The 24,861-nt window shown below is 71.0% G+C and carries 22 protein-coding genes and 1 riboswitch; of the genes, 9 read left to right on the plus strand and 13 right to left on the minus strand.

The window, feature by feature from the left end; all coding sequences use genetic code 11:
* Positions 1–2: 2 nt before the first annotated feature.
* Entirely contained in the window at positions 3–329 is a 327-nt protein-coding gene (gene fdxA / locus IFT36_RS02255; RefSeq protein WP_043595461.1) for a ferredoxin, read from the minus strand.
* The gene (locus tag IFT36_RS02260; RefSeq protein WP_192122741.1) at positions 326–1,672 is read right to left on the minus strand and encodes a PIG-L family deacetylase; all 1,347 of its coding nucleotides are present in this window, start codon (positions 1,670–1,672) and stop codon (positions 326–328) included. Before IFT36_RS02260 ends, fdxA begins: the two co-directional genes overlap by 4 nt.
* Before the next feature lie 175 nt (positions 1,673–1,847).
* Between IFT36_RS02260 and efeU the strand changes: the two genes are divergently transcribed.
* The 3 genes from efeU to efeB are packed head-to-tail and all read left to right on the plus strand — an operon-like array spanning position 1,848 to position 5,226.
* Positions 1,848–2,747 (plus strand): iron uptake transporter permease EfeU, encoded by a 900-nt coding sequence (gene efeU / locus IFT36_RS02265; protein ID WP_056048699.1) that lies wholly within the window; start codon positions 1,848–1,850, stop codon positions 2,745–2,747.
* On the plus strand, positions 2,744–3,940 hold the full coding sequence (efeO, locus tag IFT36_RS02270) for an iron uptake system protein EfeO (RefSeq protein ID WP_056048703.1): 1,197 nt from the start codon (positions 2,744–2,746) through the stop codon (positions 3,938–3,940). Before efeU ends, efeO begins: the two co-directional genes overlap by 4 nt.
* Positions 3,937–5,226 carry an iron uptake transporter deferrochelatase/peroxidase subunit gene (gene efeB / locus IFT36_RS02275; RefSeq protein ID WP_200412332.1) on the plus strand — a complete coding sequence of 430 codons (1,290 nt, stop codon included), beginning with the start codon at positions 3,937–3,939 and terminating at the stop codon, positions 5,224–5,226. The genes efeO and efeB overlap by 4 nt, the downstream gene beginning before the upstream one ends.
* A 73-nt stretch (positions 5,227–5,299) precedes the next feature.
* On the opposite strand, the gene IFT36_RS02280 is transcribed toward efeB, so the two are convergent.
* The 6 genes from IFT36_RS02280 to IFT36_RS02305 form a co-directional block, all read right to left on the minus strand.
* The gene (locus tag IFT36_RS02280) at positions 5,300–5,815 is read right to left on the minus strand and encodes a hypothetical protein (RefSeq protein WP_200412320.1); all 516 of its coding nucleotides are present in this window, start codon (positions 5,813–5,815) and stop codon (positions 5,300–5,302) included.
* 121 nt (positions 5,816–5,936) lie between these two features.
* Positions 5,937–7,847 (minus strand): translational GTPase TypA, encoded by a 1,911-nt coding sequence (typA, locus tag IFT36_RS02285; RefSeq protein ID WP_043595466.1) that lies wholly within the window; start codon positions 7,845–7,847, stop codon positions 5,937–5,939.
* Between the two features lie 146 nt (positions 7,848–7,993).
* Complete coding sequence (locus IFT36_RS02290; protein WP_123571558.1) at positions 7,994–9,751, minus strand: dipeptide ABC transporter ATP-binding protein; 1,758 nt, start codon at positions 9,749–9,751, stop codon at positions 7,994–7,996.
* Complete coding sequence (locus tag IFT36_RS02295; RefSeq protein WP_056048708.1) at positions 9,748–10,701, minus strand: ABC transporter permease; 954 nt, start codon at positions 10,699–10,701, stop codon at positions 9,748–9,750. The genes IFT36_RS02290 and IFT36_RS02295 overlap by 4 nt, the downstream gene beginning before the upstream one ends.
* Complete coding sequence (locus IFT36_RS02300; RefSeq protein WP_043595472.1) at positions 10,691–11,620, minus strand: ABC transporter permease; 930 nt, start codon at positions 11,618–11,620, stop codon at positions 10,691–10,693. Before IFT36_RS02300 ends, IFT36_RS02295 begins: the two co-directional genes overlap by 11 nt.
* A 149-nt stretch (positions 11,621–11,769) precedes the next feature.
* Positions 11,770–13,392, minus strand: coding sequence for a peptide ABC transporter substrate-binding protein (locus tag IFT36_RS02305; protein ID WP_056048711.1), 1,623 nt, complete (start codon positions 13,390–13,392; stop codon positions 11,770–11,772).
* Positions 13,393–13,680: 288 nt separating this feature from the next.
* Between IFT36_RS02305 and IFT36_RS02310 the strand changes: the two genes are divergently transcribed.
* Positions 13,681–14,508, plus strand: a complete 828-nt coding sequence (locus IFT36_RS02310; RefSeq protein WP_374058365.1) for a CPBP family intramembrane glutamic endopeptidase — start codon at positions 13,681–13,683, stop codon at positions 14,506–14,508.
* Between the two features lie 279 nt (positions 14,509–14,787).
* Here the strand turns inward: IFT36_RS02310 and gcvP are convergent, their stop codons facing one another.
* The 4 genes from gcvP to IFT36_RS02330 all read right to left on the minus strand — a co-directional run bounded on the left by gcvP (position 14,788) and on the right by IFT36_RS02330 (position 20,314).
* The gene (gcvP, locus tag IFT36_RS02315) at positions 14,788–17,607 is read right to left on the minus strand and encodes an aminomethyl-transferring glycine dehydrogenase (RefSeq protein WP_249408433.1); all 2,820 of its coding nucleotides are present in this window, start codon (positions 17,605–17,607) and stop codon (positions 14,788–14,790) included.
* Positions 17,608–17,711: 104 nt separating this feature from the next.
* A complete protein-coding gene (gene gcvH / locus IFT36_RS02320) occupies positions 17,712–18,089 on the minus strand; it encodes a glycine cleavage system protein GcvH (RefSeq protein WP_056048718.1) in 378 nt (125 codons plus the stop codon).
* A gap of 27 nt (positions 18,090–18,116) precedes the next feature.
* A complete protein-coding gene (gene gcvT, locus IFT36_RS02325) occupies positions 18,117–19,238 on the minus strand; it encodes a glycine cleavage system aminomethyltransferase GcvT (RefSeq protein ID WP_370274467.1) in 1,122 nt (373 codons plus the stop codon).
* Positions 19,239–19,613: 375 nt separating this feature from the next.
* Positions 19,614–19,717, minus strand: a riboswitch (glycine riboswitch).
* A 144-nt stretch (positions 19,718–19,861) separates the two neighbouring features.
* A complete protein-coding gene (locus IFT36_RS02330; protein WP_200412323.1) occupies positions 19,862–20,314 on the minus strand; it encodes an SseB family protein in 453 nt (150 codons plus the stop codon).
* 118 nt (positions 20,315–20,432) lie between these two features.
* On the opposite strand from IFT36_RS02330, the gene IFT36_RS02335 reads away from it, so the two are divergent.
* Positions 20,433–20,921, plus strand: coding sequence for a hypothetical protein (locus IFT36_RS02335; protein WP_200412324.1), 489 nt, complete (start codon positions 20,433–20,435; stop codon positions 20,919–20,921).
* A 37-nt stretch (positions 20,922–20,958) separates the two neighbouring features.
* Here IFT36_RS02335 and IFT36_RS02340 read toward each other — a convergent pair whose 3' ends face one another.
* A complete protein-coding gene (locus tag IFT36_RS02340; RefSeq protein ID WP_200412325.1) occupies positions 20,959–21,822 on the minus strand; it encodes a putative protein N(5)-glutamine methyltransferase in 864 nt (287 codons plus the stop codon).
* Between the two features lie 56 nt (positions 21,823–21,878).
* Between IFT36_RS02340 and IFT36_RS02345 the strand changes: the two genes are divergently transcribed.
* The 4 genes from IFT36_RS02345 to IFT36_RS02360 form a co-directional block, all read left to right on the plus strand.
* A complete protein-coding gene (locus tag IFT36_RS02345; RefSeq protein WP_056048726.1) occupies positions 21,879–22,361 on the plus strand; it encodes an FBP domain-containing protein in 483 nt (160 codons plus the stop codon).
* 84 nt (positions 22,362–22,445) lie between these two features.
* A complete protein-coding gene (locus tag IFT36_RS02350) occupies positions 22,446–22,757 on the plus strand; it encodes an antibiotic biosynthesis monooxygenase family protein (RefSeq protein ID WP_056048729.1) in 312 nt (103 codons plus the stop codon).
* Positions 22,758–22,915: 158 nt separating this feature from the next.
* The gene (locus IFT36_RS02355) at positions 22,916–24,010 is read left to right on the plus strand and encodes a LolA family protein (RefSeq protein ID WP_200412326.1); all 1,095 of its coding nucleotides are present in this window, start codon (positions 22,916–22,918) and stop codon (positions 24,008–24,010) included.
* 10 nt (positions 24,011–24,020) lie between these two features.
* The coding region (locus IFT36_RS02360) for an ABC transporter ATP-binding protein (protein ID WP_200412327.1) at positions 24,021–24,861 on the plus strand (841 nt) is incomplete at its 3' end.

Below are 24,861 nucleotides of genomic sequence, written 5' to 3' on the forward strand. Positions count from 1 at the left end.
TCCTAGGCGCCGGCGCCCTGAGGGGGCAGCGCCGAGATCACGGGGTGGTCCTTGGCGATGACGCCGACCTTGGCCGCGCCACCGGGCGAGCCGATCTCGTCGAAGAACTCGACGTTGGCCTTGTAGTACTCGGCCCACTTGTCGGGCAGGTCGTCTTCGTAGTAGATGGCCTCGACCGGGCAGACGGGCTCGCACGCACCGCAGTCGACGCATTCGTCGGGGTGGATGTAGAGCGAGCGTTCGCCCTCGTAGATGCAGTCGACGGGGCACTCGTCGATGCAGGCACGGTCTTTGACATCGACACAGGGAAGTGCGATCACGTACGTCACGTCTGGGGGGTTCCCTTCGCGTCGGGCAGGGCGTCCAGCTTATCGTCTGCCGGCTGTGCCTCGACCGAGGAGGCGCGGGCCGCGTCGCGGGGCGGCGTCGCTCCCCCGGCGGCCGGGCCCCGCAATCGCGGCCACCCGAGCACCACGAGGCAGATCAGGAACACTCCGCCGAGCCAGACCAGGGCGGGCGTGTTGTCGGGCACGAGGATCGACCCCCCGGGACTCGCCTGCCACAGGACGACGAGCGCCCCGATGAGACCGACGGCGGCGGCCCCGGCCACCGCCCGCGAGCCGAAGACCGAGCGGAGACCGGCGAGGAGCGTGAGGCTCATGAGCAACGCGAGCACGAGCCCGGACCAGAACGGCGAGCCGGCGACGGTGATCGTCGACTGATGCATGACGGTGCCGATGGTGCCGAACACGGCCCCGGCGGCGAGCGCCAGGACGAGCGCGACGACGCGTCCGCCCGTCGTCATCCGGGCCATCTCGGAATCGCCCTCGTCCACCGTCGGCTCGGGCACGAAGCGGAACGACTCGCGGACGGTCACGGGCTCGACGGCACCGTGGGGGAACCGGATGCCGGCCCGGCCACCCGGGAGGTCGACGACCTCGACCTGACTGCGGTGGTCGCGGAGTGCGGCGAGCTTGCGAGGAGCCACGTGACGCGTGTCGGTCGTCAGCACGGTGTCGTCGGTGGCGAGGGCCTCGGCCTCCGCCCCCACGGCCGACTCGGCACCGGCCACGATCGCGAAGAACGGCACGCCGACGAGGCGGGCGGCACGTACGGCGACCCGGTTGGCCCGGACGTGGTCGGGGTGGTGGTACCCGCCGTCCTCGTCGTAGCTGATGATCGCGGTCGGGCGCACGGACTGGACGACGGCCGACAGGTCGCTCACGACCTCGCCGAACTCGGCGGCGCAGAATGCGGCGGGGTGCAGGTCGGGCGTCGGCCCGGCCACGCCGTCCGACCGCCAGACCATGCCGCTGTCGCGATAGACCCGTTCGGGGAGCCCCGGCGTGCGGGCACCGGCCGAACCGAGGAACCGGTGGTCGTCGACGCCGAGGTCTCGCATGGCGGCGGCGATCTCGCCCTCTCGGTGGACGGCGAGGGCGGCCTGGTCGACCCGGAGGGCGGCGAGGTCGTCGGGGATCACCTCGCCCAGTTCGCCCCGGGTGCAGGTCACGACGGTGACCGCGGCACCGGCCTCGACCATCGCGGCGATGGTGCCACCCGTGGTGATGGTCTCGTCGTCGGGGTGGGCGTGGACGAAGAGCACGCGCTCGAGCCGAGGGTCGCCGGCGGTCGAGGGCGACGCGGGCGTCGGCGAGGCGGAGGAGTTCATCACTGGACAGGATATGCCGCGCCGCACTACTGTCGGTCTGGCTCAGGGTGCCCTTAGTGAGGTTAGCCTAACCATACCAGTCCGTTCGGTCCCTCTGCGGTCCGACCGGTCGACCGCGTCCCTGATCCTCATCCTGCTCGACGACGAGCTCCACTCCCCCGAGAAAGCCGTCCCCGTGCTCGCCAACTACCTCATCGGACTCCGAGAGGGCCTCGAGGCCGCTCTCGTGGTCGGCATCCTCATCGCCTACGTGGTCAAGGTCGGCCGACGCGACGTCCTCCCCCGCCTCTGGCTGGGCGTGGGCGCCGCGGTCGTCCTCTCGCTCGGCCTCGGCGCCGTGCTCACCTTCGGCACCTACGGGCTGACCTTCCAAGCCCAGGAGATCATCGGCGGCGGTCTCTCGATCGTGGCCGTGGGCTTCGTGACCTGGATGGTCTTCTGGATGGCCCGCACCGCGCGCGGCCTGCGCGGCGAACTCGAGTCGGGCCTCGAGCGAGCCCTCGGGGGCGGCGCCTGGGCGGTCGTCGCGCTGGCCTTCCTCTCGGTCGGTCGCGAGGGCATCGAGACCGCTCTCTTCGTCTGGGCCACCGTGCAGTCGACCGGCGGCGGCGCGACGCCGCTGGTGGGTGCGCTCCTCGGCATCGTCACGGCGGTCGCCGTCCAGGTGGCGATCTACCGTGGCGTGGTCCGCCTCGACGTCGCCCGGTTCTTCCGGGTGACCGGCTACTTCCTCGTCGTCGTCGCGGCGGGCGTCCTCGCCTACGGGGTGGGCGACCTGCAGGAGGCGTCCGTGCTGCCGGGCCGTGCCTCCCTGGCCTTCGACGTGAGCGCTGCCGTTCCGCCGACCAGCTGGTACGGCACCCTGCTCCAGGGGCTCGTCAACTTCACCCCGACGCCGAGCTGGCTGCAGGTCGTCGTCTGGCTCGCCTACCTCGCCGTCGTCGTCCCCCTCTTCGTGCGGGCGACCCGCCGACGTCGACCCGGCACCACGACCCCGTCCGGCTCGTCCGCGACCCTCGGCACGTCCGTCCCCTCGACCACCCCGTCACCCCGCACCGCAGGAGCATCACGATGATCGCCAGCCCCCTCCGCCCCCTCGCCGTCGCCTCGGGCGTCGCCGCCCTCGCGCTGGCCCTGACCGGCTGCGTCGCGAACGCTCCCGCCGGCTCCTCCGCGGCCACCGCCGTGACCGTCGACGGCTCCGACGACACGTGTTCGCTCTCGACCACCTCGGTCCCGAGCGGCCCCGTCACGTTCACCATGACGAACACCGGCAGCGACAACAGCGAGTTCGAACTGCTCGCCGACGACGGTCTCCGCATCATCAGCGAGAAGGAGAACATCGGCCCCGGCACGACGGGCTCGATGACGGTCTCGGTGCCGGCCGGCGACTACTACACCGCCTGCGTCCCGGGACTCGTCGGAGAAGGCGTCCGCGCCTCCTTCACGGTGACCGACTCGGGCGCGGCCGTCGAGGCGACGGGCAGCGAGAAGCAGCAGATCGACGCCGCGGCGACGGCCTACGTGGGCTACGTGAAGGACCAGACCGGGCAGCTCGTCACGGCGACCGACGAGTTCCTCGCCGCGTACACCGCCGGCGACGACGAGAAGGCCCGGTCGCTCTACCCGTCGGCGCGGGCGCACTACGAGCGCATCGAGCCGGTGGCCGAGTCGTTCGGCGACCTCGACCCGAAGATCGACTTCCGCGAGGCCGACGTCGAAGCCGGCACCGAGTGGACCGGATGGCACCGCATCGAGAAGGACCTCTGGCAGCCCGCGGCGTCCGAGAACGGAGGCGCGGCGTACGTCCCCCTGACGGCCGACGAACGTGCCCACTACGCCGGCCTGCTGACGAGCGACACGAAGGACCTCTACGACGAGGTCACCGCGGACGACTTCACGGTCGGGATCGACGCGATCGCCAACGGCGCGGTCGGCCTGATGGACGAGGTGGCCACCGGCAAGATCACCGGCGAGGAAGAGATCTGGTCGCACACCGACCTCTACGACTTCCAGGGCAACCTCGAGGGCGCCCGGGTGGCGTTCGACGGCGTGCGCGACATCGTCGACCAGAAGGACCCCGAGCTGGCGACCTCCATCGACGACCGGCTGACGAAGGTCGAGACGCTGCTCGCGGGATACGGCAGCCTCGACACGGGGTACCCGTCGTACACCGACCTGACCGACGCCGACAAGAAGAAGCTGTCGGATGCCGTCAACGCCCTCAGCGAGCCGCTCAGCGAGCTGACCTCCGCGCTGGTCGCCTGACGGTGACGGAGGGAGGCGGCCTCTCGCGCCGCGGTCTGCTGGGGCTCGTCGGGACGGGCGTCGGAGCCGGCGTCCTCGGCCTCGGGGTCGGGATCGGCACGGACCGAGCCGTGCAGGCCCACGCCGACGGGTCCTCCGGGGCCTCGGCGTCGTACCCGTTCTTCGGTCGGCACCAGTCGGGCATCGTCACCGCCGCGCAGGACCGCCTGCACTTCGCCTCGTTCGACGTGGCGGACGGGGTCTCCCGCGCCGAACTCGTCGAGCTGCTGAAGGACTGGAGCTACGCCGCGTCGAGGCTGACGGCCGGCCTCGACGTCAGCCCGACGGGCGCCACGGGCGGCAGCCCCCTGGCGCCGCCGGACGACACGGGCGAGGCCACGGGTCTGCCCGCGGCCGGGCTGACCGTGACGATCGGCTTCGGTCCGTCGCTGTTCACCACGAGCGACGGCACCGACCGTTTCGGGCTCGCCTCGAAGCGGCCTCCGGCCCTCGTCGACCTGCCCCACTTCTCGGGCGACCAGCTCGTGGCGGCCGCGAGCGGCGGCGACCTGTGCGTACAGGCCTGCAGCGACGACCCGCAGGTCGCGGTGCACGCGATCCGCAACCTCTCGCGGATCGCCTTCGGCCGCGCCTCCCTGCGGTGGTCGCAGCTGGGATTCGGTCGGACCTCGTCGACGACCCGTGGCCAGACGACGCCCCGCAACCTCTTCGGCTTCAAGGACGGCACGGCCAACGTCAAGGCCGAGGACGTCACCGCGGTGGAGGACGGCGTCTGGGCGACCGCGTCCGACGGCGCCGGGTGGATGAGCGGCGGCTCGTACCTCGTCGCGCGCAAGATCCGCATGACGATCGAGACGTGGGACCACGCCTCGCTGGCCGAGCAGCAAACGGTCGTGGGTCGGGACAAGGGCGAGGGGGCTCCGCTCTCGGGCGGCACCGAGTTCACGGTCCCCGACTTCGCCGCGTCCGCCCCGACCGGTGGCGGGCCGGCCATCGCACCCGACTCGCACGTCGCCCTGGCGCACCCCCAGAACAACGACGGGGCCACGCTGCTGCGCCGCGGCTACAACTTCGTCGACGGCAACGACGAACTCGGCCGCCTCAACGCCGGGCTGTTCTTCATCGCCTTCAACCGGGACCCGCGGCGACAGTACGTGCCCATCCAGCAGGCGCTGTCGCGGAACGACCGGATGAACGAGTACGTGAAGCACGTCGGATCGGGCATCTTCGCCGTTCCGCCGGGGGCGTCGCAGGACGGCTGGGTGGGCGAGACCCTCTTCGCCTGACGCGACCGTCGGGCCCCGGGACTCGCCGAGACCCGCGGGACTCGCACAGTCCGTCGGGATGCGCCGCGGTCGCTCAGACGGACGTGACGACGTAGGTGGCGTTCGCCTGGCCCTCGCTGTCGGTCGAGACGGTGAGCACGACGCGGTAAGCGGAACCCGTGAACGTGCCGAAGCCGCTCTCGGCGTCGGTGTCGACCCCGGAGGCCGTGAACCCGGCGGCCTCGAGCTGCTGTTGGGCGACGGTGAACTGGTCGGCACCCGAGACCGCGATCTGGGCCACCCAGCCGGTGCCGTCGGGACCGGCTCCCCCACCGCGGGTCGTCCCGGGGACGAGCGGGACCTCGGTCGGGAAACTCGCGGGCAGGGTGCCGTCGGTCGTGATGCCGGCACCGTTCAGCGCCTCCCCGGCGGCGTCCTCGACGGCCTTCTGCGCCGTGCCCTTGAGGCTCTCGATGCCGCTGTCGACCGCGCCACCCACGATGTTGTCGACGGGCGAGCCCGCGCCGCAGGCGGTGAGGCCGGTCACGAGGCCGGCCGCCAGCGCGAGCGTGGCGGCGGAGCGGGCGAGGGTCGTCTTCTGCATCAGCACCCCGCGAGGCTAACCGCGGTCGCTGAGGGCGGGCGTGGAACGTGCCGACGATGCACGAAGGAGGCGGCCCGCAGTGGTGCGGACCGCCTCCTCGATGGGTGGTGCGGTGGAGCGGTGCTGCTTAGGCGTTCTGCTTCTTCAGGCGAGCGGTGCTGCGCTGGCGGGCGCTGGCGTCGAGCTCGACCTTGCGGATGCGGATCGCGTCGGGGGTGACCTCGACGCACTCGTCGTCACCGGCGAACTCGAGGGCCTCTTCGAGAGAGAGCACCTTGGAGGGCGTCATCGACTCGAAGTTGTCGGCCGTCGACTGACGCATGTTGGTCAGCTTCTTCTCTTTGGTGATGTTGACGTCCATGTCGTCGGCGCGCGAGTTCTCGCCCACGACCATGCCCTCGTAGACCTCTTCGGTCGGCTGCACGAAGAACGACATGCGCTCTTGCAGGTTGATGATCGCGAAGGGGGTGACCACGCCGGAGCGGTCGGCGATGATCGAGCCGTTGGTGCGGGTCGAGATCTCGCCGGCCCAGGGGCCGTAGCCGTGGCTGATGCCGTTGGCGATGCCGGTGCCGCGCGTGTCGGTGAGGAACTGCGTGCGGAAGCCGATCAGGCCGCGCGAGGGGACGATGAACTCCATGCGGACCCAGCCCGAGCCGTGGTTCGCCATGTTCTCCATGCGGCCCTTGCGGGCGGCCATGAGCTGCGTGACGGCGCCGAGGTACTCGTCGGGCACGTCGATGGTCATGTGCTCGAACGGCTCCTGGAGCTTGCCGTTCTCGTCACGACGCGTGACGACCTGCGGCTTGCCGACGGTGAGCTCGAAGCCCTCACGGCGCATCTGCTCGACGAGGATGGCCAGCGCGAGCTCGCCGCGACCTTGGACCTCCCACGCGTCGGGACGTCCGACGTCGAGGACCTTGAGCGAGACGTTGCCGACCAGTTCGCGGTCGAGGCGGTCCTTGACCATGCGGGCGGTCAGCTTGTGGCCCTTGACCTTGCCGATGATCGGCGAGGTGTTCGTGCCGATGGTCATCGAGATGGCCGGGTCGTCGACCGTGATGGTCGGCAGCGGGCGCACGTCGTCCGGGTCGGACAGCGTCTCGCCGATGGTGATGGTGTCGAAGCCGGCGACGGCGACGATGTCGCCGGGGCCCGCGCTCTCGGCGGGGTAGCGGCTGAGGGCCTTCGTGATCAGCAGCTCGGTGATCCGTGCGTTCTGGACGGAGCCGTCGGACTTGACCCAGGCGACCGTCTGGCCCTTCTGCAGGGTGCCGTGGAAGACGCGGAGGAGCGCGAGACGACCGAGGAACGGCGAGGCGTCGAGGTTGGTGACGTGCGCCTGCAGGGGGTGCTCGTCGTCGTAGCGCGGTGCCGGCACGTGCGTGAGGATCGCCTCGAAGAGGGGCTCGAGGTCGGGGTTGTCGGGCAGCGAGCCGTCGTCGGGCTTGTTCGTCGACGCGGCGCCGTTGCGACCCGAGGCGTAGACCACGGGGACGTTGAGGATGGCGTCGAGGTCGAGGTCGTCGACCTCTTCGCTCAGGTCGCTGGCGAGACCGAGGAGGAGGTCCTGGCTCTCGGCGACGACCTCGTCGATGCGCGCGTCGGGGCGGTCGGTCTTGTTGACCAGCAGGATGACGGGCAGCTTGGCCGCGAGGGCCTTGCGCAGCACGAAGCGCGTCTGGGGCAGAGGGCCCTCGGACGCGTCGACGAGCAGCACGACGCCGTCGACCATCGACAGGCCGCGCTCGACCTCGCCGCCGAAGTCGGCGTGGCCGGGGGTGTCGATGACGTTGATGGTGATGGGGCCGTCGGTCGCGTGGGCACCGTTGTAGAGCACCGAGGTGTTCTTCGCGAGGATCGTGATGCCCTTCTCGCGCTCGAGCTCGTTGCCGTCCATCATGCGGTCTTCGGTGTCGAAGTGCGCGTCGAACGAGTTGGTCTGCTTGAGCATGGCGTCGACGAGGGTCGTCTTGCCGTGGTCGACGTGGGCCACGATCGCCACGTTGCGCAGGTCGCTGCGGATGGCAGTCGCCATGGATGTATTCCTTACGAGAAGAGAGAGGGGGAAGTGGTCGGGTCGGAGCCCGGCGGGAATAGTCTACGGCACGTGGTAAAGGGGCCCCTCCGCCGTGCTCTCGGCACGGCGGAGGGGCCCCTTCGACACCAGGAGGCGCGGGTCGACTACCGGCCGAACTCGAAGTTCGCGCCGGGGATCGCCTCGAGCAGTTCGCGGGTGTACTGCTGCGCCGGGTTCGCGAAGATGTCGTCCGTGGTGCCGGCCTCGACGACGCGACCCTTCTGCATGACGCTGACGTTGTCCGCGATGAGGCGGACGACGGCGAGGTCGTGCGTGATGAAGAGGTAGGTCAGCCCGAGTTCGGTCTGCAGGTCGGTGAGCAGGTCGAGGATCTGCCCCTGGACGAGGACGTCCAGTGCCGAGACCGCCTCGTCGAGGACGATGACGTCGGGCTTGAGGGCGAGCGCCCGAGCGACGGCGATGCGCTGGCGCTGACCACCGGAGAGCTCGTTCGGGTACCGGTTGACCGTCGACGCGGGTAGGGACACCTGGTCGAGCAACTCGCGGACGCGGGCTTGACGGCTGGCCCGGTCGCCGATGCCGTGCGTGACGAGCGGTTCGGCGATGGTGTTGCCCACGCTGTACATCGGGTCGAGCGAACCGTAGGGGTCCTGGAAGACCGGCTGGACGCGACGACGGAAGTCGAAGAGCTCGCGGCCCTTCAGCGCCCCGACGCTCTGGCCGCCGACCGCGACGGTGCCCGAGGTGATCGACTCGAGCTGGAGCACGAGCTTGGCCACGGTCGACTTGCCCGAACCGGACTCGCCCACGAGTGCCATCGTCGTGCCCCGCGGGATCGAGAAGGACACGTCGTCGACGGCCCGGAGTTCGGTCGTCTTGAAGCCGCCCTGGCGGATCTTGTAGACCTTGGACAGGTTCGTCACCGAGATGTACTCGGAGTCCTTCTTGCCGGCCTCCTCGCGCTGACGGGCGCGAGCGATGAGCTCGGCGTCGTCGGCGCCTTCGTCGGAGATCGCGAGCCCGTGGGAGTGCGTGGGTGCGATGCTCGACTGGATGCGCTGGCTGGCCAGCGAAGGAGCGGCGGCGACGAGTCGCTGCGTGTAGGGGTGCTGAGGATTGGCGAGGATCTCTTTGGACGGCCCCGACTCGACGACGCGACCCTTGTACATGACGACGAGCTTCTCGGCCCGTTCGGCGGCGAGGCCGAGGTCGTGCGTGATGAAGAGCACCGAGGTGCCGTAGTCGCGGGTCAGGGTCTCGAGGTGGTCGAGGATGCGGCGCTGGACGGTCACGTCGAGGGCCGAGGTGGGCTCGTCGGCGATCAGGAGCTTGGGCCGCGACGACAGGCCGATGCCGATCAGCACACGCTGGCGCATGCCGCCCGAGAACTGGTGGGGGAACTGCTTGAGGCGGTCGCCCGCGTCGTTGAGCCCGGCCTCCTTCAGGACGTCGATGGCTCGCTGGCGCACGGCCTGCTTGCCGGTCGCGACGCCGTTCGCCCGGATGGCCTCCTCGACCTGGAAGCCGATGCTCCAGACGGGGTTGAGGTTCGACATGGGGTCCTGCGGCACGTAGCCGATGTCGCGACCACGGATGGCCTGCATCTCGGACGCGCTGACCTTCGTGAGGTCCTTGCCCTCGAAGAGGATCTGGCCGCCGGTGACCTCTCCCGTGCCGGGCAGCAGGTCGATGATCGACGTGGCGGTCGTCGACTTGCCCGAGCCGGACTCGCCCACGATCGCGAGGCTCTCGCCCTGGCGGATCGTCAGGTCGACCCCGCGCACGGCGTCGACGTACCCGGCCTGCGTCTTGAAGCCGATCTTCAGGCCCTTGATCTCGAGCAGGGGCGTCGAGGACGACGCGGTGCCCGCCGTCTCGGGTCGGGTTGAGGTGTCGGTCATCGACGTGCCCTCGCCTTCGGGTCGAGGGCGTCGCGCACGACGTCGCCCATGAGGAGGAACGACAGCACCGTCACGGACAACGCCGCTGCGGGCCAGAAGAGGGGCATCGGCGCGACGCGGAGCGAGTTGCGTGCGGCGTTGATGTCGTTGCCCCAGGACATGGTGCTCGGCGGCAGCCCGATGCCGAGGAACGACAGCGTCGCCTCGGCCACGATGAACGTGCCGAGTGAGACGGTCGCCACGACGATGACCGGGGTGATGGCGTTCGGCACGACGTGTCGGACCAGGATGCGGAAGCGGGACACGCCGAGCGCCGCGGAGGCCGTGACGTAGTCGGCGGCCCGGGCGCTGAGGACCGAACCACGCATGACGCGCGCGATCTGGGGCCAGGCGAACACCGACAGCACGAGGGCCACGGTGAGGGGCGTCCTGGTCGGCAGGATGGACATCAACACGATGGCACCGAGGACGGTGGGGATCGCGAAGAAGATGTCGCCCAGGCGCGAGACGATCGCGTCGAGCCATCCGCCGTAGAACCCGGCGAGCGACCCGATGACGATGCCGACGATCGTGACGATGATCGTCGCCAGCAGTCCGACGGTCAACGAGGCACGGGTGCCCCAGACGATGCGGGCGAACACGTCGGTTCCCTGGAAGGTGAAACCGAGCAGGTGCCCGGCCGACGGGCCCTCGTTGCTGCGGGGCAGGTCGGCTGCCGTCGGCGAGACGCTGGTGAACAGCCCCGGGAAGAGCGCCACCATGATGACGACGACGATGAGGAACGCCGCGATCCAGAACGTCGGGCGACGCTTCATGGCGTCCCACGCGTCGTTCCAGCTGCTGCGGGGCTTCTCGGACTCGTCGATCGCGTCGACGGCCTTGACGGGCGTCTCGTCGAGATCGGCGACGAAGTGGTCGGCGGACAACGCCGACGAGTCGTTACTTGGCATAGCGGATCCTCGGGTCGAGAAGGGCGTACAGCAGGTCGACGAGGAGGTTGGCGATCATGAAGATGATCACCATCACGGCGACGAACGAGACGACGGTGGGGCCCTCGCCGAGCGTGATCGCCCGGTAGACGGTTCCGCCGACGCCCTGGATGTTGAAGATTCCCTCGGTGACGATGGCACCGACCATCAGCGAACCGATGTCGACGCCGAGGTAGGTGACCACGGGGACGAGCGAGTTGCGCAGGATGTGCACCGTGACGACGCGGCCACGGGTGAGGCCCTTCGCCGACGCGGTGCGCACGAAGTCCGCGCTCGAGTTCTCGGACACGGAGGCGCGGGTCAGGCGGACGATGTACGCGAACGACACCGAGGCGAGCACGATGGCCGGCAGGACGAGTTCGTCCCAGGGCGCCTGCGAGCTGACCGTCGTGCGGAACAGGCCGAGCTGGATGCCGAAGACGTACTGCAGCAGGAAGCCGATGACGAACGTCGGCACCGAGATGAGCAGCAGGCTGACGACGAGGGCGCTCGTGTCGAAGAGCTTGCCCTTGCGGAGCCCGGCGATCAGGCCCACGACGATGCCGGCGACGGCCTCGAAGAGCAGGGCGAGCATCGCGAGCCGGAACGTGATCGGGAACGCGCGGATCAGCTCGTCGACCACGGGGCGCCCGGAGAAGGTCGTGCCGAGGTCGCCGGTGAACAGGCCGCCGATGTACAGCAGGTACTGCACGATGAACGGTTGGTCGAGGTTGTACTCGGCGCGGATGGCCTCGATGACGGCCGGCGACGGGGTCTTGTCGCCGAACAGCGCCGCCACGGGGTCACCGGGCAGCGCGAAGACCATGAAGTAGATGAGGAACGTCGCCCCGAAGAAGACGGGGATCAGTTGGAGGAGCCGGCGTCCGGTGTACCAGAGCATCAGGCTTCCTCGGACGTCTGCGCGTGCATCGTTATCGCAATCGTGTGGAGGGAGAGGTGGGTGGGCCCGCCGAAGGGGTCCGGACAGTGCGAACACTGCCCGGACCCCGTCGAGCGTCGGTCGAGCGCGTGAGCGACGACCTTACTTGGTTACTTGGTGATGTTCTCGTAGATCGGCACGGAGTCCCAGCCGTACTCGACGTTGCTCACCGTGTCGGCCCAGACGCCGTTGACGTTCGCGTACCACAGCGGGATGATCGGCAGGTCCTTGAGCAGGACCTCCTGGGCCTTCTGGTACGAGGCGTTCGCGTCGTCCACGTCGCTCGCGGCGCTGCCCTCGGCGAGCAGGTCGTCGAACTCGGGGTTCGAGTACTTGCCGTCGTTCGAGCTGCCGTCGGTGGCCATCGTCGGGTACAGGAAGTTGTACAGCGACGGGTAGTCGGCCTGCCAACCCGAACGGAAGGCGCCGGTCATGGCACCACCCGAGGCGTCGGTGCGGAACTCGGCGAAGGTCGGGTAGGGCTTGCCCTCGGCCTTGATGCCCAGCGTCTTCGAGATGTTCGCGGTGACCGCGTCCACCCACTCCTGGTGTCCACCGTCGGAGTTGTAGCCGATGGTGAACGTGGTGTCGCCGTAGGGCGAGATCGCGTCGGCCTGGTCCCAGAGGTCCTTGGCCTTGTCGGCGTCGAACGAGAGGACGCTCTCACCCTCGAGCTCGTCGGTGTAACCGGGGATGACGGGCGAGGTGAAGTCCTTGGCCGGCGTCCGCGTGCCCTGGAAGATGACCTTCGTGACGTCGTCGCGGTTGATGGACATCGAGATGGCCTGACGACGCAGGTCGCCCTCTTCGTCGTCACCGAAGTGAGCGAGGTACTGCGGGATCGTCATGCCCTGGAAGACCGCGGCGGGCTGGTTGACGTTCGTGTCGGGGAAGTCGCTCTGGTACGTCTGGAACGCCGCCGGGCCGATCTGGTCGAGCACGTCGAGGTTGCCACCCTGCACGTCGGCGTAGGCCGAGTCGAGCGAGGTGTAGAAGTTGATGTCGAGCCCGCCGTTCTTCGGCTTGCGGTTGCCGTCGTAGTCGGGGTTCGTCTTGAGCTTGATGCCCTGGTTGTGCGTCCAGGCGCCTTCACCGTCGAGCATGTACGGGCCGTTGCCGACCGGGTTCTCGCCGAACGCGGCGGGGTCGGCGTAGAACGACTCGGGCAGCGGCGAGTAGGCCGAGTAGCCGAGGCGCAGCGGGAAGTCGGCCTCGGGGGTGTTGAGCGTCACCGTGAACTCGGTCGGGCTCTCGACGGTGAGGTCGAGGTCGCTCTGCTCGGTGTCGCTGTAGCCCTTGAAGTTCTCGAAGAACGAGCTGCCGGACGAGTTCGCGACGTTGTCGAAGCTCGCCGCCCAGTTCCAGGCCTTCGTGAACGACTCGCTCGTGACGTCGGTGCCGTCGGTGAACTTCCAGCCGTCCTTGAGCGTGACGGTCCACACGGTGGCGTCGTCGCTCTCGATGCTGTCGGCCACCTCGTTCTTGGTGGTGCCGTCGGCGTTGTAGCTGACGAGACCGGCGAAGATCGAGGTGACGATGCGGCCACCACCGGTCTCGGTGGTGTTCGACGGGACGAGCGGGTTCTCGGGCTCGGTGCCGTTCGTCTTGATGATCGCGGTAGCGTCACCGGACGACGTGTCGTCGTCCCCGCTGCCGCTGGCGCAACCGGTGAGGACGAGTGCTGCCGTCCCCACGACGGCGACGGCCGACAGGCCCATGCGCGTCTTCTTCAATGTTCCTCCTGATGCGGGAAAGGACGCAGCACTGTGCCCAGGGGCCGTGCCGCGTTGGATGGTGTGAGCCTAGGCACCCCGTTCGGGCATCACCAAACCCCGACGTCAACGGTTACACGACGGAAACCAACTCGCCGGATCGTTGCGTCGGCACCCGGTTCGTTGCGCGTAGGGCCTGAAGTTCGCATGAATCGGCTGCGAGAAATCCGCCACCTGGCAGGTATTGTTCTCCGCCACGGCAGGAGGCGCGGGTCGGCCCACTCACGCCGGTCCCGTACGATCGCCCCCGTGAGCCGCCCCCAGGACCCCGCCTCCGCCGTGACGCCACGTGATGCCCTCGCACCGCGCCCGGCCCCGTTGACCCGAGCGCGCCTCCGGGTCGAGATCGCGATCGTCCTCGGCCTCTCGCTCGGCACGTCGGCCGTGTACTCGGTGCTCTCGATCGTCAACCGGCTCACCCAGCAGACCGCCCTCTCGCAGCAGACCGCCACGCTGAACTCACCACTGAGCAGTCGGGAGTTCTTCGACCTCGCCTACCAGGTGCTCGGCGTCGCGGTGGACCTCGTGCCGGTGGTGCTCGTGGCTTTCCTGCTGTGGCGCGAGGAGCGACCCCACCTGGGACGTCTCGGCGTCGACTTCTCGCGTGCCGGACGGGACACCCTCGGCGGCGTCGGGCTGGCCCTCGCCATCGGCATCCCCGGCATCGGCCTCTACCTCGTGGGCAAGGCGCTCGACCTGACGGTCACCGTCGTGCCGACGAACCTCGGCGAGCACTGGTGGACCGTCCCCGTGCTGCTGCTCTCGGCGCTGCGCGCGGGGGTGACCGAGGAGGTGATCGTCGTCGCGTACCTCTTCGCGCGCCTCCGCGACCTCGGTTGGCGCACGTGGTCGATCATCGTGACGGCGGCCCTGCTCCGCGGCAGCTACCACCTCTACCAGGGGTTCGGCGCCTTCGTCGGCAACGTGGTCATGGGCGTCGCCTTCGGCTGGCTCTACGTACGGTTCGGCCGGGTGCTGCCGCTCGTCGTCGCGCACGTCCTGATGGACGCGGCCGTCTTCGTGGGTTACCCGTGGGCCGCGACGACCTTCCCCACCCTCTTCGGGCTGCCGTCCTGACGCACCGGGAGGGATCGTCCGGGGACGCTCGCGGGCGGAACTGGGTCTTGACACTCGTTCGGGGGGCGAGTCTGATGTACCCACGGGTCGGAGCACCCCGAGCTAGCCACACAGCGTGAGCTGTCCCCCGGGCGTCGATCGGGACGGTCGCCGCTACGTGAATGCCCTCCGCGACACTCGGCGGCCGACGCCCGAGGGACCCAGAGGGAACCGCCAGCACTCGACGGGATCGGGTGCTGGCGGTTTCCCGTCCGAGGCGCGGTCGGCGCCCGACGCGATCTAGGCGAACGCCTCGGCCGGCGGGCAGTTGCAGAACAGGTTGCGGTCACCGTAGGCCTGGTCGATGCGACGCACCGGCGGCCAGTACTTGCTGCGCACGAGCGAGCGGACCGGGTACACGGCCTCTTCGCGGCCGTACTCGGCGGTCCACTCGCCCACGACGACCGACTCGGCCGTGTGGGGCGCACCGCGCAACGGGCTCGACTCGGCGGTGTACCGACCAGCCGCCACGGCGTCGGCTTCGCCCTTGATCGCGATCATCGCGTCGACGAAGCGGTCGATCTCGGCGAGGTCCTCGCTCTCGGTCGGCTCGACCATGAGGGTGCCCGCGACGGGGAACGACATGGTCGGGGCGTGGAAGCCGTAGTCGATGAGGCGCTTGGCCACGTCGTCGACGGTGACCCCGGTCGCGTCGCGCAACGGCCGCAGGTCGAGGATGCACTCGTGCGCCACGAGGCCGTTCTCGCCCGCGTACAGCACGGGGAAGTGCTCACGGAGGCGGGCGGCGACGTAGTTGGCCGCCAGGACGGCCGCCCCGGTCGCCCGGGTGAGGCCCTCGGTGCCCATCATGCGCACGTAGGCCCAGCTGATCGGCAGGATGCTCGGCGACCCGTACGGAGCACTCGAGACGGGCACGCCGGCGTGGGCGAGACGGTCCCCCTCGGCCGCGGGGGCCGAACCCGTGCGACGGTCGGCCTGCTGGGCCATCGGGTGACCGGGCAGGAAGGGCGCGAGGTGGGCTTTCGCCGCGACCGGGCCCACGCCCGGACCGCCCCCACCGTGCGGGATGCAGAAGGTCTTGTGCAGGTTGAGGTGCGAGACGTCGCCGCCGAAGTCGCCGAAGCGCGCCACCCCGAGCAGGGCGTTGAGGTTCGCCCCGTCGACGTAGACCTGGCCTCCGGCCGCGTGCACGGCGTCGGTGAGGGCGACGATGTCGTGCTCGTACACGCCGTGCGTCGACGGGTAGGTGATCATGAGCGCCGCGAGCTGGGCCGCGTGCTGCTCGACCTTGGCGCGCAGGTCGTCGAGGTCGACGTTGCCGCCCTCGTCACAGGCCACCACGACGACGCGCATGCCCGCGAGCACCGCGCTGGCCGCGTTCGTGCCGTGCGCGCTCTGCGGGATCAGGCACACCGTCCGCTCGCCGTCGCCGTTCGACAGGTGGTAACCGCGGATCGCGAGGAGACCCGCGAGTTCGCCCTGGCTGCCGGCGTTGGGCTGCAGCGAGACCGTGTCGTAGCCCGTGACCTCGGCCAGCCATCCCTCGAGCTGACCGATCAGGTCGAGGTACCCTGCCACGTCGTCGGCCGGGGCGAACGGATGCACGCCGGCGAACTCGGGCCAGGTGACCGCGGCCATCTCGGTCGCCGCGTTGAGCTTCATCGTGCAGCTGCCGAGCGGGATCATCCCGCGGTCGAGCGCGTAGTCCTTATCGGCCAGGTGCTTGAGGTAGCGCATCATGCTGGTCTCGCTGCGGTGGGTGCGGAAGACCGGGTGCGTGAGGTAGTCGCTCGTCCGCAGCAGCGCCTCCTGCAGGCCTGAGGGCGCGGCATCGTCGAGCAGGTCGACGCCGAGCACCTCGGCGACGACCCGGACGTCGTCCCGCGTCGTGGTCTCGTCGAACGAGAGACGGACGCAGTCGTCGTCGACGGCGTGCAGCAGGTAGCCCCGAGCGTGTGCCGCGGCGACGATCTCGGCCGCCCGACCCGGGACGAAGACCTGGAGGGTGTCGAAGAACGAGTCCCGCTCGAGCTCGAGCTCGCTCGCCCCGATGGCGGCCGCCAGGTCGGAGGCGTGGCCGTGCACGCGCGTCGCGATGTGCCGCAGCCCCCAGGGGCCGTGGTAGACCGCGTACATCGACGCCATCACGGCGAGCAGCACCTGTGCGGTGCAGATGTTCGACGTGGCCTTCTCGCGACGGATGTGCTGCTCGCGGGTCTGCAGGCTGAGGCGGTAGGCGGGCTGCCCGAGGGCGTCCTGCGAGACCCCGACCAGGCGCCCGGGCAGCTGACGCTCGAGCCCCGTGCGGACGGCCATGTAGCCCGCGTGCGGACCGCCGAAGCCCATCGGCACGCCGAAGCGCTGGCTGGTGCCCACGGCGACGTCGGCCCCGAACTCGCCGGGTGCCTCGATCAGCGTGAGCGCGAGCAGGTCGGCGGCGACGACGGCCAGACCGCCCTGGGCGTGGGCCGCCTCGACGACGGCGCGCGGGCTCCAGACGGACCCGGACGCCGCGGGGTACTGGACGAAGAGACCGAACGACTCGGGCAGCTCGGCGGGGTCGAGCACCGAGAGGTCGAGCTCGACGAGTTCGATGCCGACGGCCTCGGCGCGGCCGGCGAGCAGGGCCTTGGTCTGCGGGAAGGTGTCGCTGTCGACGACGAAGACGTCGGTCTTCGCCTTGGACGCACGGCGGGCCAGCAACATGCCCTCGACGACGGCCGTGCCCTCGTCGAGCATCGACGCGTTGGCGGTCGAGAGCCCGGTCAGCTCGGCCACCATCGTCTGGAAGTTGATGAGGGCCTCGAGTCGACCCTGCGAGATCTCGGGCTGGTAGGGGGTGTAGGCGGTGTACCAGCTGGGGTTCTCGAGCACGTTGCGCTGGATGACGGCCGGGGTGACGGTGTCGTAGTACCCGAGACCGAGGAGGCTGCGCGAGACGCGGTTGCGCCCCGCGAGGGCCCGCAGCTCGGCGAGCGCCTCTTCTTCGCCGATCGGCTCGGGCAGCACGCTGCCCTCGACGGGCGCGGCGTGGATCGCGTCGGGCACGGCGGCCGCGACGAGCGACTCGACGCTGTCGTGCCCAACAGCGGCGAGCATGGTCGCCTGGTCGTCCGGGGTGGTGCCGACGTGGCGGTCGACGAAGCCGGTGGCGACCTGGTCGGACCAGCCGCCGAAGACGGACCCGCCCGTCTGCTCGGCGCTCATTCGGCGGTCAGCGCGACGTACTCGTCGCGCGAGAGCAGGCCCTGGCCGTCGGTCGACGACAGGGTGATCTTGATGAGCCAGCCGTCGCCGAACGGGTCGCTGTTGACGAGGTCGGGGCTGTCGACGACGGCCTGGTTGGCCTCGAGGACCGTGCCGAGCGCGGGGGCGAACAGCTCGCCGACCGACTTGGTCGACTCGATCTCGCCGACGACCGTGCCGGTCTCGACCTCGGTGCCCTCGGCGGGCAGGTCGACGTAGACGACGTCGCCCAGCTTGTCGGCGGCGTAGTCGGTGATGCCCACGGTGGCGGTGTCGCCGTCGATCAGGAGCCACTCGTGCTCGGCGGTGTACTTCAGTGCGGTGAGATCGGTCATGGCCGGTCCTTTCGAGGGAGGGGGTGCCTAGGAGCGCTTGTAGAAGGGCAGCGGGACGACGGTGGCGGCGACGGCGGTGCCGCGGACGTCGACGGCCAGGGCGGGACCGCGGTCGACGACGTCGGGGTCGACGTAGGCCATGGCCACCGGGTGGCCGAGGGTGGGCGACAGCGCGCCGCTCGTGACCTCGCCGACGACGGTGCCGTCGTCGGTGACGACCGGGTAGCCCGCCCGGGCGGCCCGGCGCCCCGTGAGCGTCAGTCCGACGAGGACGCGGGCACCGGCGGCGGGCTCGACGTTCGAGCGCCCGACGAAGTCCTTCGAGGTGTCGACGACCCGGCCGAGCCCCGCCTGGTCGGGGCGGACGTCGAGGCCGAGTTCATGGCCGTAGAGCGGCATGCCGGCCTCGAGACGGAGCGTGTCGCGACTGGCCAGCCCCGCGGGGACGATCCCCCGGGGTCCGCCGGCCTCGGCGATCGCGGCCCACAGCGACGGGGCGGTCTCGGGGTCGACGTAGAGCTCGAAGCCGTCCTCGCCGGTGTACCCGGTGCGCGCGATCAGCACGGGGGCGTCGTCGAAGGTGGCCTGCAGCACGCGGTAGTACCGCAGCGTGGACAGCGGGGCGTCGGGCTGGAGGCGGTCGGCCGTGACGAGTTCGTCGAGCACGCCCTCGCTCTCGGGCCCCTGGACCGCGATCAGCGCGGTGTCGTCGCTCTCGTCGTCCACGGTGACGTCGAACCCGGAGGCGCGGGTCGCCAATGCCGCGAACGCCGCCTCGCGGTTGCCCGCGTTGGCCACGACCAGGAAGTCGTGCTCGTCGAGGCGGTAGACGACCAGGTCGTCGACGATCCCGCCCTCGGCGGCGAGCAGGAGCGAGTACTTCGCCCGCCCGACGGCGATGGTCGAGAGGGTGCCGGCCAGGGCGTGGTCGAGGAAGGCGCCGGCGTCGGGCCCCACCACGGCGATCTCGGCCATGTGCGAGAGGTCGAACAGCCCCGCGGCGGTGCGGACGGCGTGGTGCTCGGCGAGGTCGGAGTCGTAGCGGACCGGCATCTGCCACCCCGCGAAGTCGGTGAAGACGGCGCCGGCGGCGACGTGGACCCCGTGCAACGGGCTGTAGCGCTCGTCGGGCTCGTCGGTACCGGTCAGGTCGTGGGCGTCGCCCGGCCCGGTGGCGATGCCCTCGGTGCCGTCGTCGGAGAGGACGACGTCGCCGTCGAGCACGGCGGACGCGTCGGCACCGCCGAGGTCGTCGTCGTCGGGCCCGGGGGCGGCGGGAAGGTTCGAGGCTGCGTCGGACATCGTGCTCCTGAGAGGGACGGACCGGCCGCCAGGTGTCTCGGCCGGGAACGGTGTCGTGCGGATGGGGCACGACGGGGCAGCCCCGTCCGGCGGTCCGCCGGTCGGGGCTCCCCCTCTGTCATGGGCCTGAGAGCTTCACCGGCCGAGGCCGGTTTTCACCGTGGGCGAGGACCGGCGAGGGGGTCTGTCGACCGCCTCGCGCCTCCTGCTTTTCAGAGTGGCCAGTCCGTCGCGGTACGCGTACCTGAGAGATTGGCGGGGAGCTTGCTCCTTCGGTGCCCGGTCGGCGCAGTCTCTGCGCACCGGGGCTCTCCCGCGACGTGTTCGTGGCCCGATGTTCGATTGTGGCGCCAGCCTAGCGTCGTCGTGTGACACGCAGGTTTCGGGATCTCACGCGATCCGGGCCACCCGGACGACGACGGACGCCCCGACCGGGTTCGGTCGGGGCGTCGTGGGGTCGTGCGGGTGCGTCAGACGGCGCGGGAGGGCTGCCCGGGCTCGGGCGAACCGGCCGCCTCGTGGTCGGCGACGAGCTTGCGCACGTCGTCCGCCAGTTGGGCGACGCCCTCGGGCAGCATCTCGAAGCCCTCGCGGTTGCCCGGGTTGACGACGAGGCCGGTCTCGGCCGGGATGGCCTGGACGAGTTCAGCCGCCGGGAGGGTCGCCGAGAACTCGGCGACGCCCTTGACCTGCTCGCCGATCATGTCGACGTGGGTGAAGGCGGCCAGCATGGGCACGCCCTCGCGGTCGAAGAGCACGGGCTGCAGGTCGTTCAGCGACTCCTGCGCGTCGGTGGCCGTGGCGACGACGACCTGGGCGTTGACGAACTCGGCGAGCACGCTGTTCATGTCGCCCTCACCCGCCTGGCCCTTGCTGATGGCCTGTTCGAGTGCGGTCTTTTCGCGGTTGTCCGTGTCGGTCATCCGACCAGCCTGCCGGGCGAACCTCCGTGTCGGCTCAGCGTCGCGCGTGGTGGGCGGCCCGGCCACTCGCTACCCTGTGCAACACCCCGCCGTGTCGCACCCACCTCGAGGAGCCCTCGTGCCCCGCAGCCTCCGCCCGTCCCACCGAACCGCCCCGGCCCTCGCCGTCACGGGCCTGGCCCTCGTGCTGCTCGTGTCCGGGTGCGCCGGGAGCGCCGGGGGCGCGCCGGCCTCGTCCCCGGGCCCGACGGCCACGGCGTCGCGGACGCCCACGCCCACGGTCTCGGACGACGCGACGGCCCTGCCCGACGCCACCGCGCTCCCGACGACCGAGCCGCCCGCCCCCGCCACGGCCCAGGCCCAGGAGGCGCCTCCTGCCTGGCACGCGTGCGTCACGGCGATCGGTCAGCAGTACCCCGACCTGCCGTATCTCGGCGACGTGTGGGCCTACGAGGCCGACGACGTCCGCGACAGCGCCACGGGCGCGGTGGCCACCGTCACGATGGGCCACCTCGCCGACGGCCGCCCCGCGACGGAGTGGACCTGCCAGATCTCGGGCACCCCCGACGCCCCGGTCGTCGACTCCGTCACCCCGGCCGACGTCTGAGTCCGGTCACGGACCACCGCGCCGAGGGCCGACCGCCTCACCGCGCGACGGCGACGACGACCGTGCCGTCGATCTCGTCGTCGCGCACGACCCGGGCCCGCAGGCCCGCGGCGACCAGCGCCTCCTGCGTGTCGGGAGCCTGACGCTCGCTCGTCTCGAGGACGAGGGTGCCGCCCGGTGCCAGCCACTCGCCGACCTCGGCGGCGATCCGTCGGTGGAGGTCGAGCCCGTCGGCCCCGCCGTCGAGGGCGAGCGACGACTCGTGGAGGCGCGCCTCGGGCGGCAGGGACGAGATCGCCCCGGTCGGCACGTAGGGCGCATTCGCCGCGATCACCCGGAACCGGCCGCGCAGCGACGGGGGCAGCCCGTCGAACAGGTCTCCCCGGACGACGGTCCCCCTCCCGTCGAGGTTGCGACGGGCGCAGTGCACGGCGGCCGGGTCGAGGTCGGTGGCCCAGAGGTCGAGACCGGGGTGCTCGGCGGCGAGCACGGTCGCGACGGCGGCGGCGCCGCAGCAGAGCTCGAGCACGGCGGGGGAACGGGTCGCCGGACCGTCGCCCTCGTCCACGGGTGCCGCATCGTCCACGAGCGCCGCGGAGGCCTGCCCCAGGACCAGCTCGGTCCGGCGGCGGGGCACGAAGACGCCCGGCTCGACGACGATCCGCCGCCCCGCGAACTCCGCCCAGCCGAGGATCTGCTCGAGCGGTCGTCCGGCGACGCGATCGGCGACCATCGACTCGAGCGCGTCGGCGTCGGCGTCGGGCTCGGTTTCGACGTCGGCGACGGGCCGGGTTCCGGCGGCGGCGACCAGCAGGCGCGCCTCGTCCTCGGCGAAGACGCAGCCCGCGGCTCGGAGGCGACGCGCGACGATCAGCTCGCGGTCGGCCTCCGGGATCGTCACGCGCCCACGCTAGACCGACGCGTAGGCTGACGAGACCCGACGGCACGAGGGAGAACATGAAGCCGCTGACCGAGACCGACATCCGCGAGTCGTTCGTCAACGCCCTGCCGGGCGACCTCGACCGCCTGCCGATCCCCGGACTGCACGAGATGCTCTGGGAGGAACGCGAGTTCCTCGGCTGGCGCGACCCGCAGGCCCACCACCGCGGCTACATCGTCCACTGGATGGACGGCCGACCCGTCGGACTCGTCGTCCGGTCGTCGAGCAGTTCGCTGCGCCCCGGCATCGCCGCCATGTGCTCGCTCTGCCACTCGCCCCAGCCGGCCACGCAGGTACGCCTCTTCACCGCCCCCAAGGCCGGTGAGGCCGGGCTCAACGGCAACACACTCGGCACCTACATCTGTGAAGACCTCGCCTGCTCGCTGCTGATCCGGGTCGCTCCCCCGCACCTCAACCCGCCCGAGCAGATCGCCCGCCGCTCGGCCGGACTCGCCGAACGGGTGCAGGGCTTCACGGCCAACGTCATGAAGACCGCCTGACGCGCGGCCGTCCCGCCGACCGCACCGCGCCTCCCGTCGTTCCCCACCCCGCTCCCCCTCCCATCCCCACCGAAAGGCACCGTCGTGTCCGTCGTCAAGATCAACGCCATCCACGTTCCTGAGGGCTCCGGCTCCGAGCTCGAGAAACGCTTCGCCGCCCGCAAGCACTCGGTCGACGGCGCGGAGGGGTTCGAGGGGTTCCAGCTGCTGCGTCCCGTCAAGGGCGAGGACCGCTACTTCGTCGTGACGACCTGGCGCAGCGAAGAGGACTTCGCGGCCTGGTCGGCCGACGGCGCCAAGGCCGCCCACGCCCGCCCCGCCGCATCCGGCGACGCCCCGCGCGGGCCGGTCGCGACGGGTGCCGACCTGCTCGAGTTCGAGGTCGTCGAGCTCTGACCGGGACGGTCGCGCCGGGGCGTCCGGCCGGCGTCGGCACGGCTCGTTCGACGTCGAGCGACCGGGGGCGAGGATGACAGCGATCTCCAGGCTTCGCGCGTAGTCTCCTGCCCAATCGCCGACCCGCTCGGGGCCCGGCGTGAGAGGTCGCGATCGTCATGAAGAAGTCCACCCGCTGGGCCACTGCCGCCGCCGTACCCGTGGCCGTCATCGCTGCGAGCATCGTGGTCCCCGCCGTCTCGGCCACGGCCGACGTCGACCTGCCAGACAAGACGCCGCATCAGGTGCTGGCCCTCGCCGCCTCGAGCTCGGGCGCGTCCTACTCGGGTACGGTCGAGCAGACCTCCGACCTCGGGCTGCCCGACGTGTCGGCCCAGGCCACGGGCGGCGGATCGTCGTCCGACGCCGCCGGTGCCCTCGAACTGCTGACCGGCAGCCACACGGCCAAGGTCTACGCCGACGGCGCCACGAAGCGGCGAGTCCAGGTGATCGACCAGCTCGCCGAGCGGGACGTCATCCGTGACGGGTCGAGCGTGTGGGCCTACGACTCGAAGACGAAGGAAGCGACGCACGCGACGCTGCCCGACCAGGGGAGCACCCCGACGCCGAGCGCCCTCCCCGACGGCACCGCCGTGCCGCAGACGCCCGCCGAACTGGCCGACCTCGTCCTGTCGTCGGTCGAGCCCACGACGACCGTCACGGCCGACTCCGACGTGAGGGTGGCCGGACGCGACGCGTACCAGGTGGTCCTGACCCCGAAGGACTCCTCGACGCTCGTCGCGAGCGCGACCCTCACCGTCGACGCCGAGACCGGCGTCCCGCTCAAGGTGGTCGTCGCCGCGAAGGGGCAGAGCGATCCGGCGCTGTCGGCCGGCTTCACCTCGGTCGACTTCGGCGCCCCCGCGGCGTCCGTCTTCGCGTTCACTCCCCCGGCGGACGCGACCGTGACCGACGTGACCGTGCCGACCGGCGCCTCCGGACGGTCGCACGGTGACGCGGCGCACGCCGAGAAGACCGTCATCGGCTCCGGCTGGAGCACGATCGTCGGGGTCACCCCGGCTGCCGGGTCGAGCGACGGCACCTCGTCGACCGATGCCTACGCCCAGGGTCTGCTCGACCAGCTGACCACGAAGGTCGACGGTGGCCGGGTGCTCGAGACCTCGCTGGTGTCCGTCCTGCTGACCGACGACGGTCGTGTGTTCGCCGGGGCGGTCGACGCCTCGACCCTGCAGGCCGCCGTGGCCGGGCAGTGACCTCCGGCCGGTGAGCCTCGACACCCCCGCCGTCCGGGCGCCTGCCGTCGGCGACGCACCCCGAGGGGCGTTCGCCGTCGAGACGACGGGCCTGACGAAGCAGTTCGGACGCCAGCGCGCCGTCGACGGAGTCGACCTCGCGGTGCCGCACGGCAGCGTCTACGGGTTCCTCGGTCCGAACGGCTCGGGCAAGACCAGCACGATCCGCATGCTTCTGGGGCTCACCTCGGCGTCGAGCGGCGACATCAGGGTGCTCGGCGGGTCGATGCCCGACGACCTGCGCCGCGTCCTCCCCCGCGTCGGCGCCCTGGTCGAGGGCCCGGCGTTCTACCCGTTCCTGTCGGGCCGGGCGAACCTGCACCGCCTCGACTCGGGCGACCGCTCGGCCCCGGCCTCGACGCGACGCGCCCGGGTCGACGCCGCCCTCGACCGCGTCGGCCTCGGTCACGCGGCGTCGAAGAAGGCCCACGCCTACTCGCTCGGCATGAAGCAGCGCCTCGGCATCGCGAACGCCCTGCTGATGCCGCGGGACCTGCTGGTGCTCGACGAGCCCAGCAACGGCCTCGACCCGCAGGGCACGCGCGAGGTCCGCACCCTCATCCGTTCCCTGGCCGACGAGGGCACGACCGTCTTCGTCTCGAGCCACCTGCTCAGCGAGGTCGAGCAGATGTGCACGCACATCGGCGTGATGAGCGCCGGGCGGCTGCTGACCCAGGGCACGCTCGACGACCTGCGCGCGCTCGGCACGCACCGGGTCCGCCTGCTCACGCCCGATCCGGACGCCGCCCGCGACGTGCTCGTCCGCCTGGGGCTCTCCCCCGAGGCGCGGGCACGGCCCGACGCGACGCCCG

Source organism: Frigoribacterium sp. CFBP 13605 (assembly GCF_014839405.1).
GTDB lineage: Bacteria > Actinomycetota > Actinomycetes > Actinomycetales > Microbacteriaceae > Frigoribacterium.

Excerpts from the sequence above, each read along its gene's own strand:
- IFT36_RS02330 (WP_200412323.1), bottom strand. The coding sequence starts at position 20,314 with ATGACCGACACGGACAACCGCGAAAAGACCGCACTCGAACAGGCCATC.
- gcvP (WP_249408433.1), bottom strand. The coding sequence starts at position 17,607 with ATGCTCGCCGCTGTTGGGCACGACAGCGTCGAGTCGCTCGTCGCGGCC.
- IFT36_RS02355 (WP_200412326.1), top strand. The coding sequence starts at position 22,916 with ATGAAGAAGTCCACCCGCTGGGCCACTGCCGCCGCCGTACCCGTGGCC.
- IFT36_RS02260 (WP_192122741.1), bottom strand. The coding sequence starts at position 1,672 with ATGAACTCCTCCGCCTCGCCGACGCCCGCGTCGCCCTCGACCGCCGGC.
- gcvH (WP_056048718.1), bottom strand. The coding sequence starts at position 18,089 with ATGACCGATCTCACCGCACTGAAGTACACCGCCGAGCACGAGTGGCTC.
- IFT36_RS02300 (WP_043595472.1), bottom strand. The coding sequence starts at position 11,620 with ATGCTCTGGTACACCGGACGCCGGCTCCTCCAACTGATCCCCGTCTTC.
- IFT36_RS02345 (WP_056048726.1), top strand. The coding sequence starts at position 21,879 with ATGAAGCCGCTGACCGAGACCGACATCCGCGAGTCGTTCGTCAACGCC.
- efeO (WP_056048703.1), top strand. The coding sequence starts at position 2,744 with ATGATCGCCAGCCCCCTCCGCCCCCTCGCCGTCGCCTCGGGCGTCGCC.
- typA (WP_043595466.1), bottom strand. The coding sequence starts at position 7,847 with ATGGCGACTGCCATCCGCAGCGACCTGCGCAACGTGGCGATCGTGGCC.
- IFT36_RS02295 (WP_056048708.1), bottom strand. The coding sequence starts at position 10,701 with ATGCCAAGTAACGACTCGTCGGCGTTGTCCGCCGACCACTTCGTCGCC.
- IFT36_RS02290 (WP_123571558.1), bottom strand. The coding sequence starts at position 9,751 with ATGACCGACACCTCAACCCGACCCGAGACGGCGGGCACCGCGTCGTCC.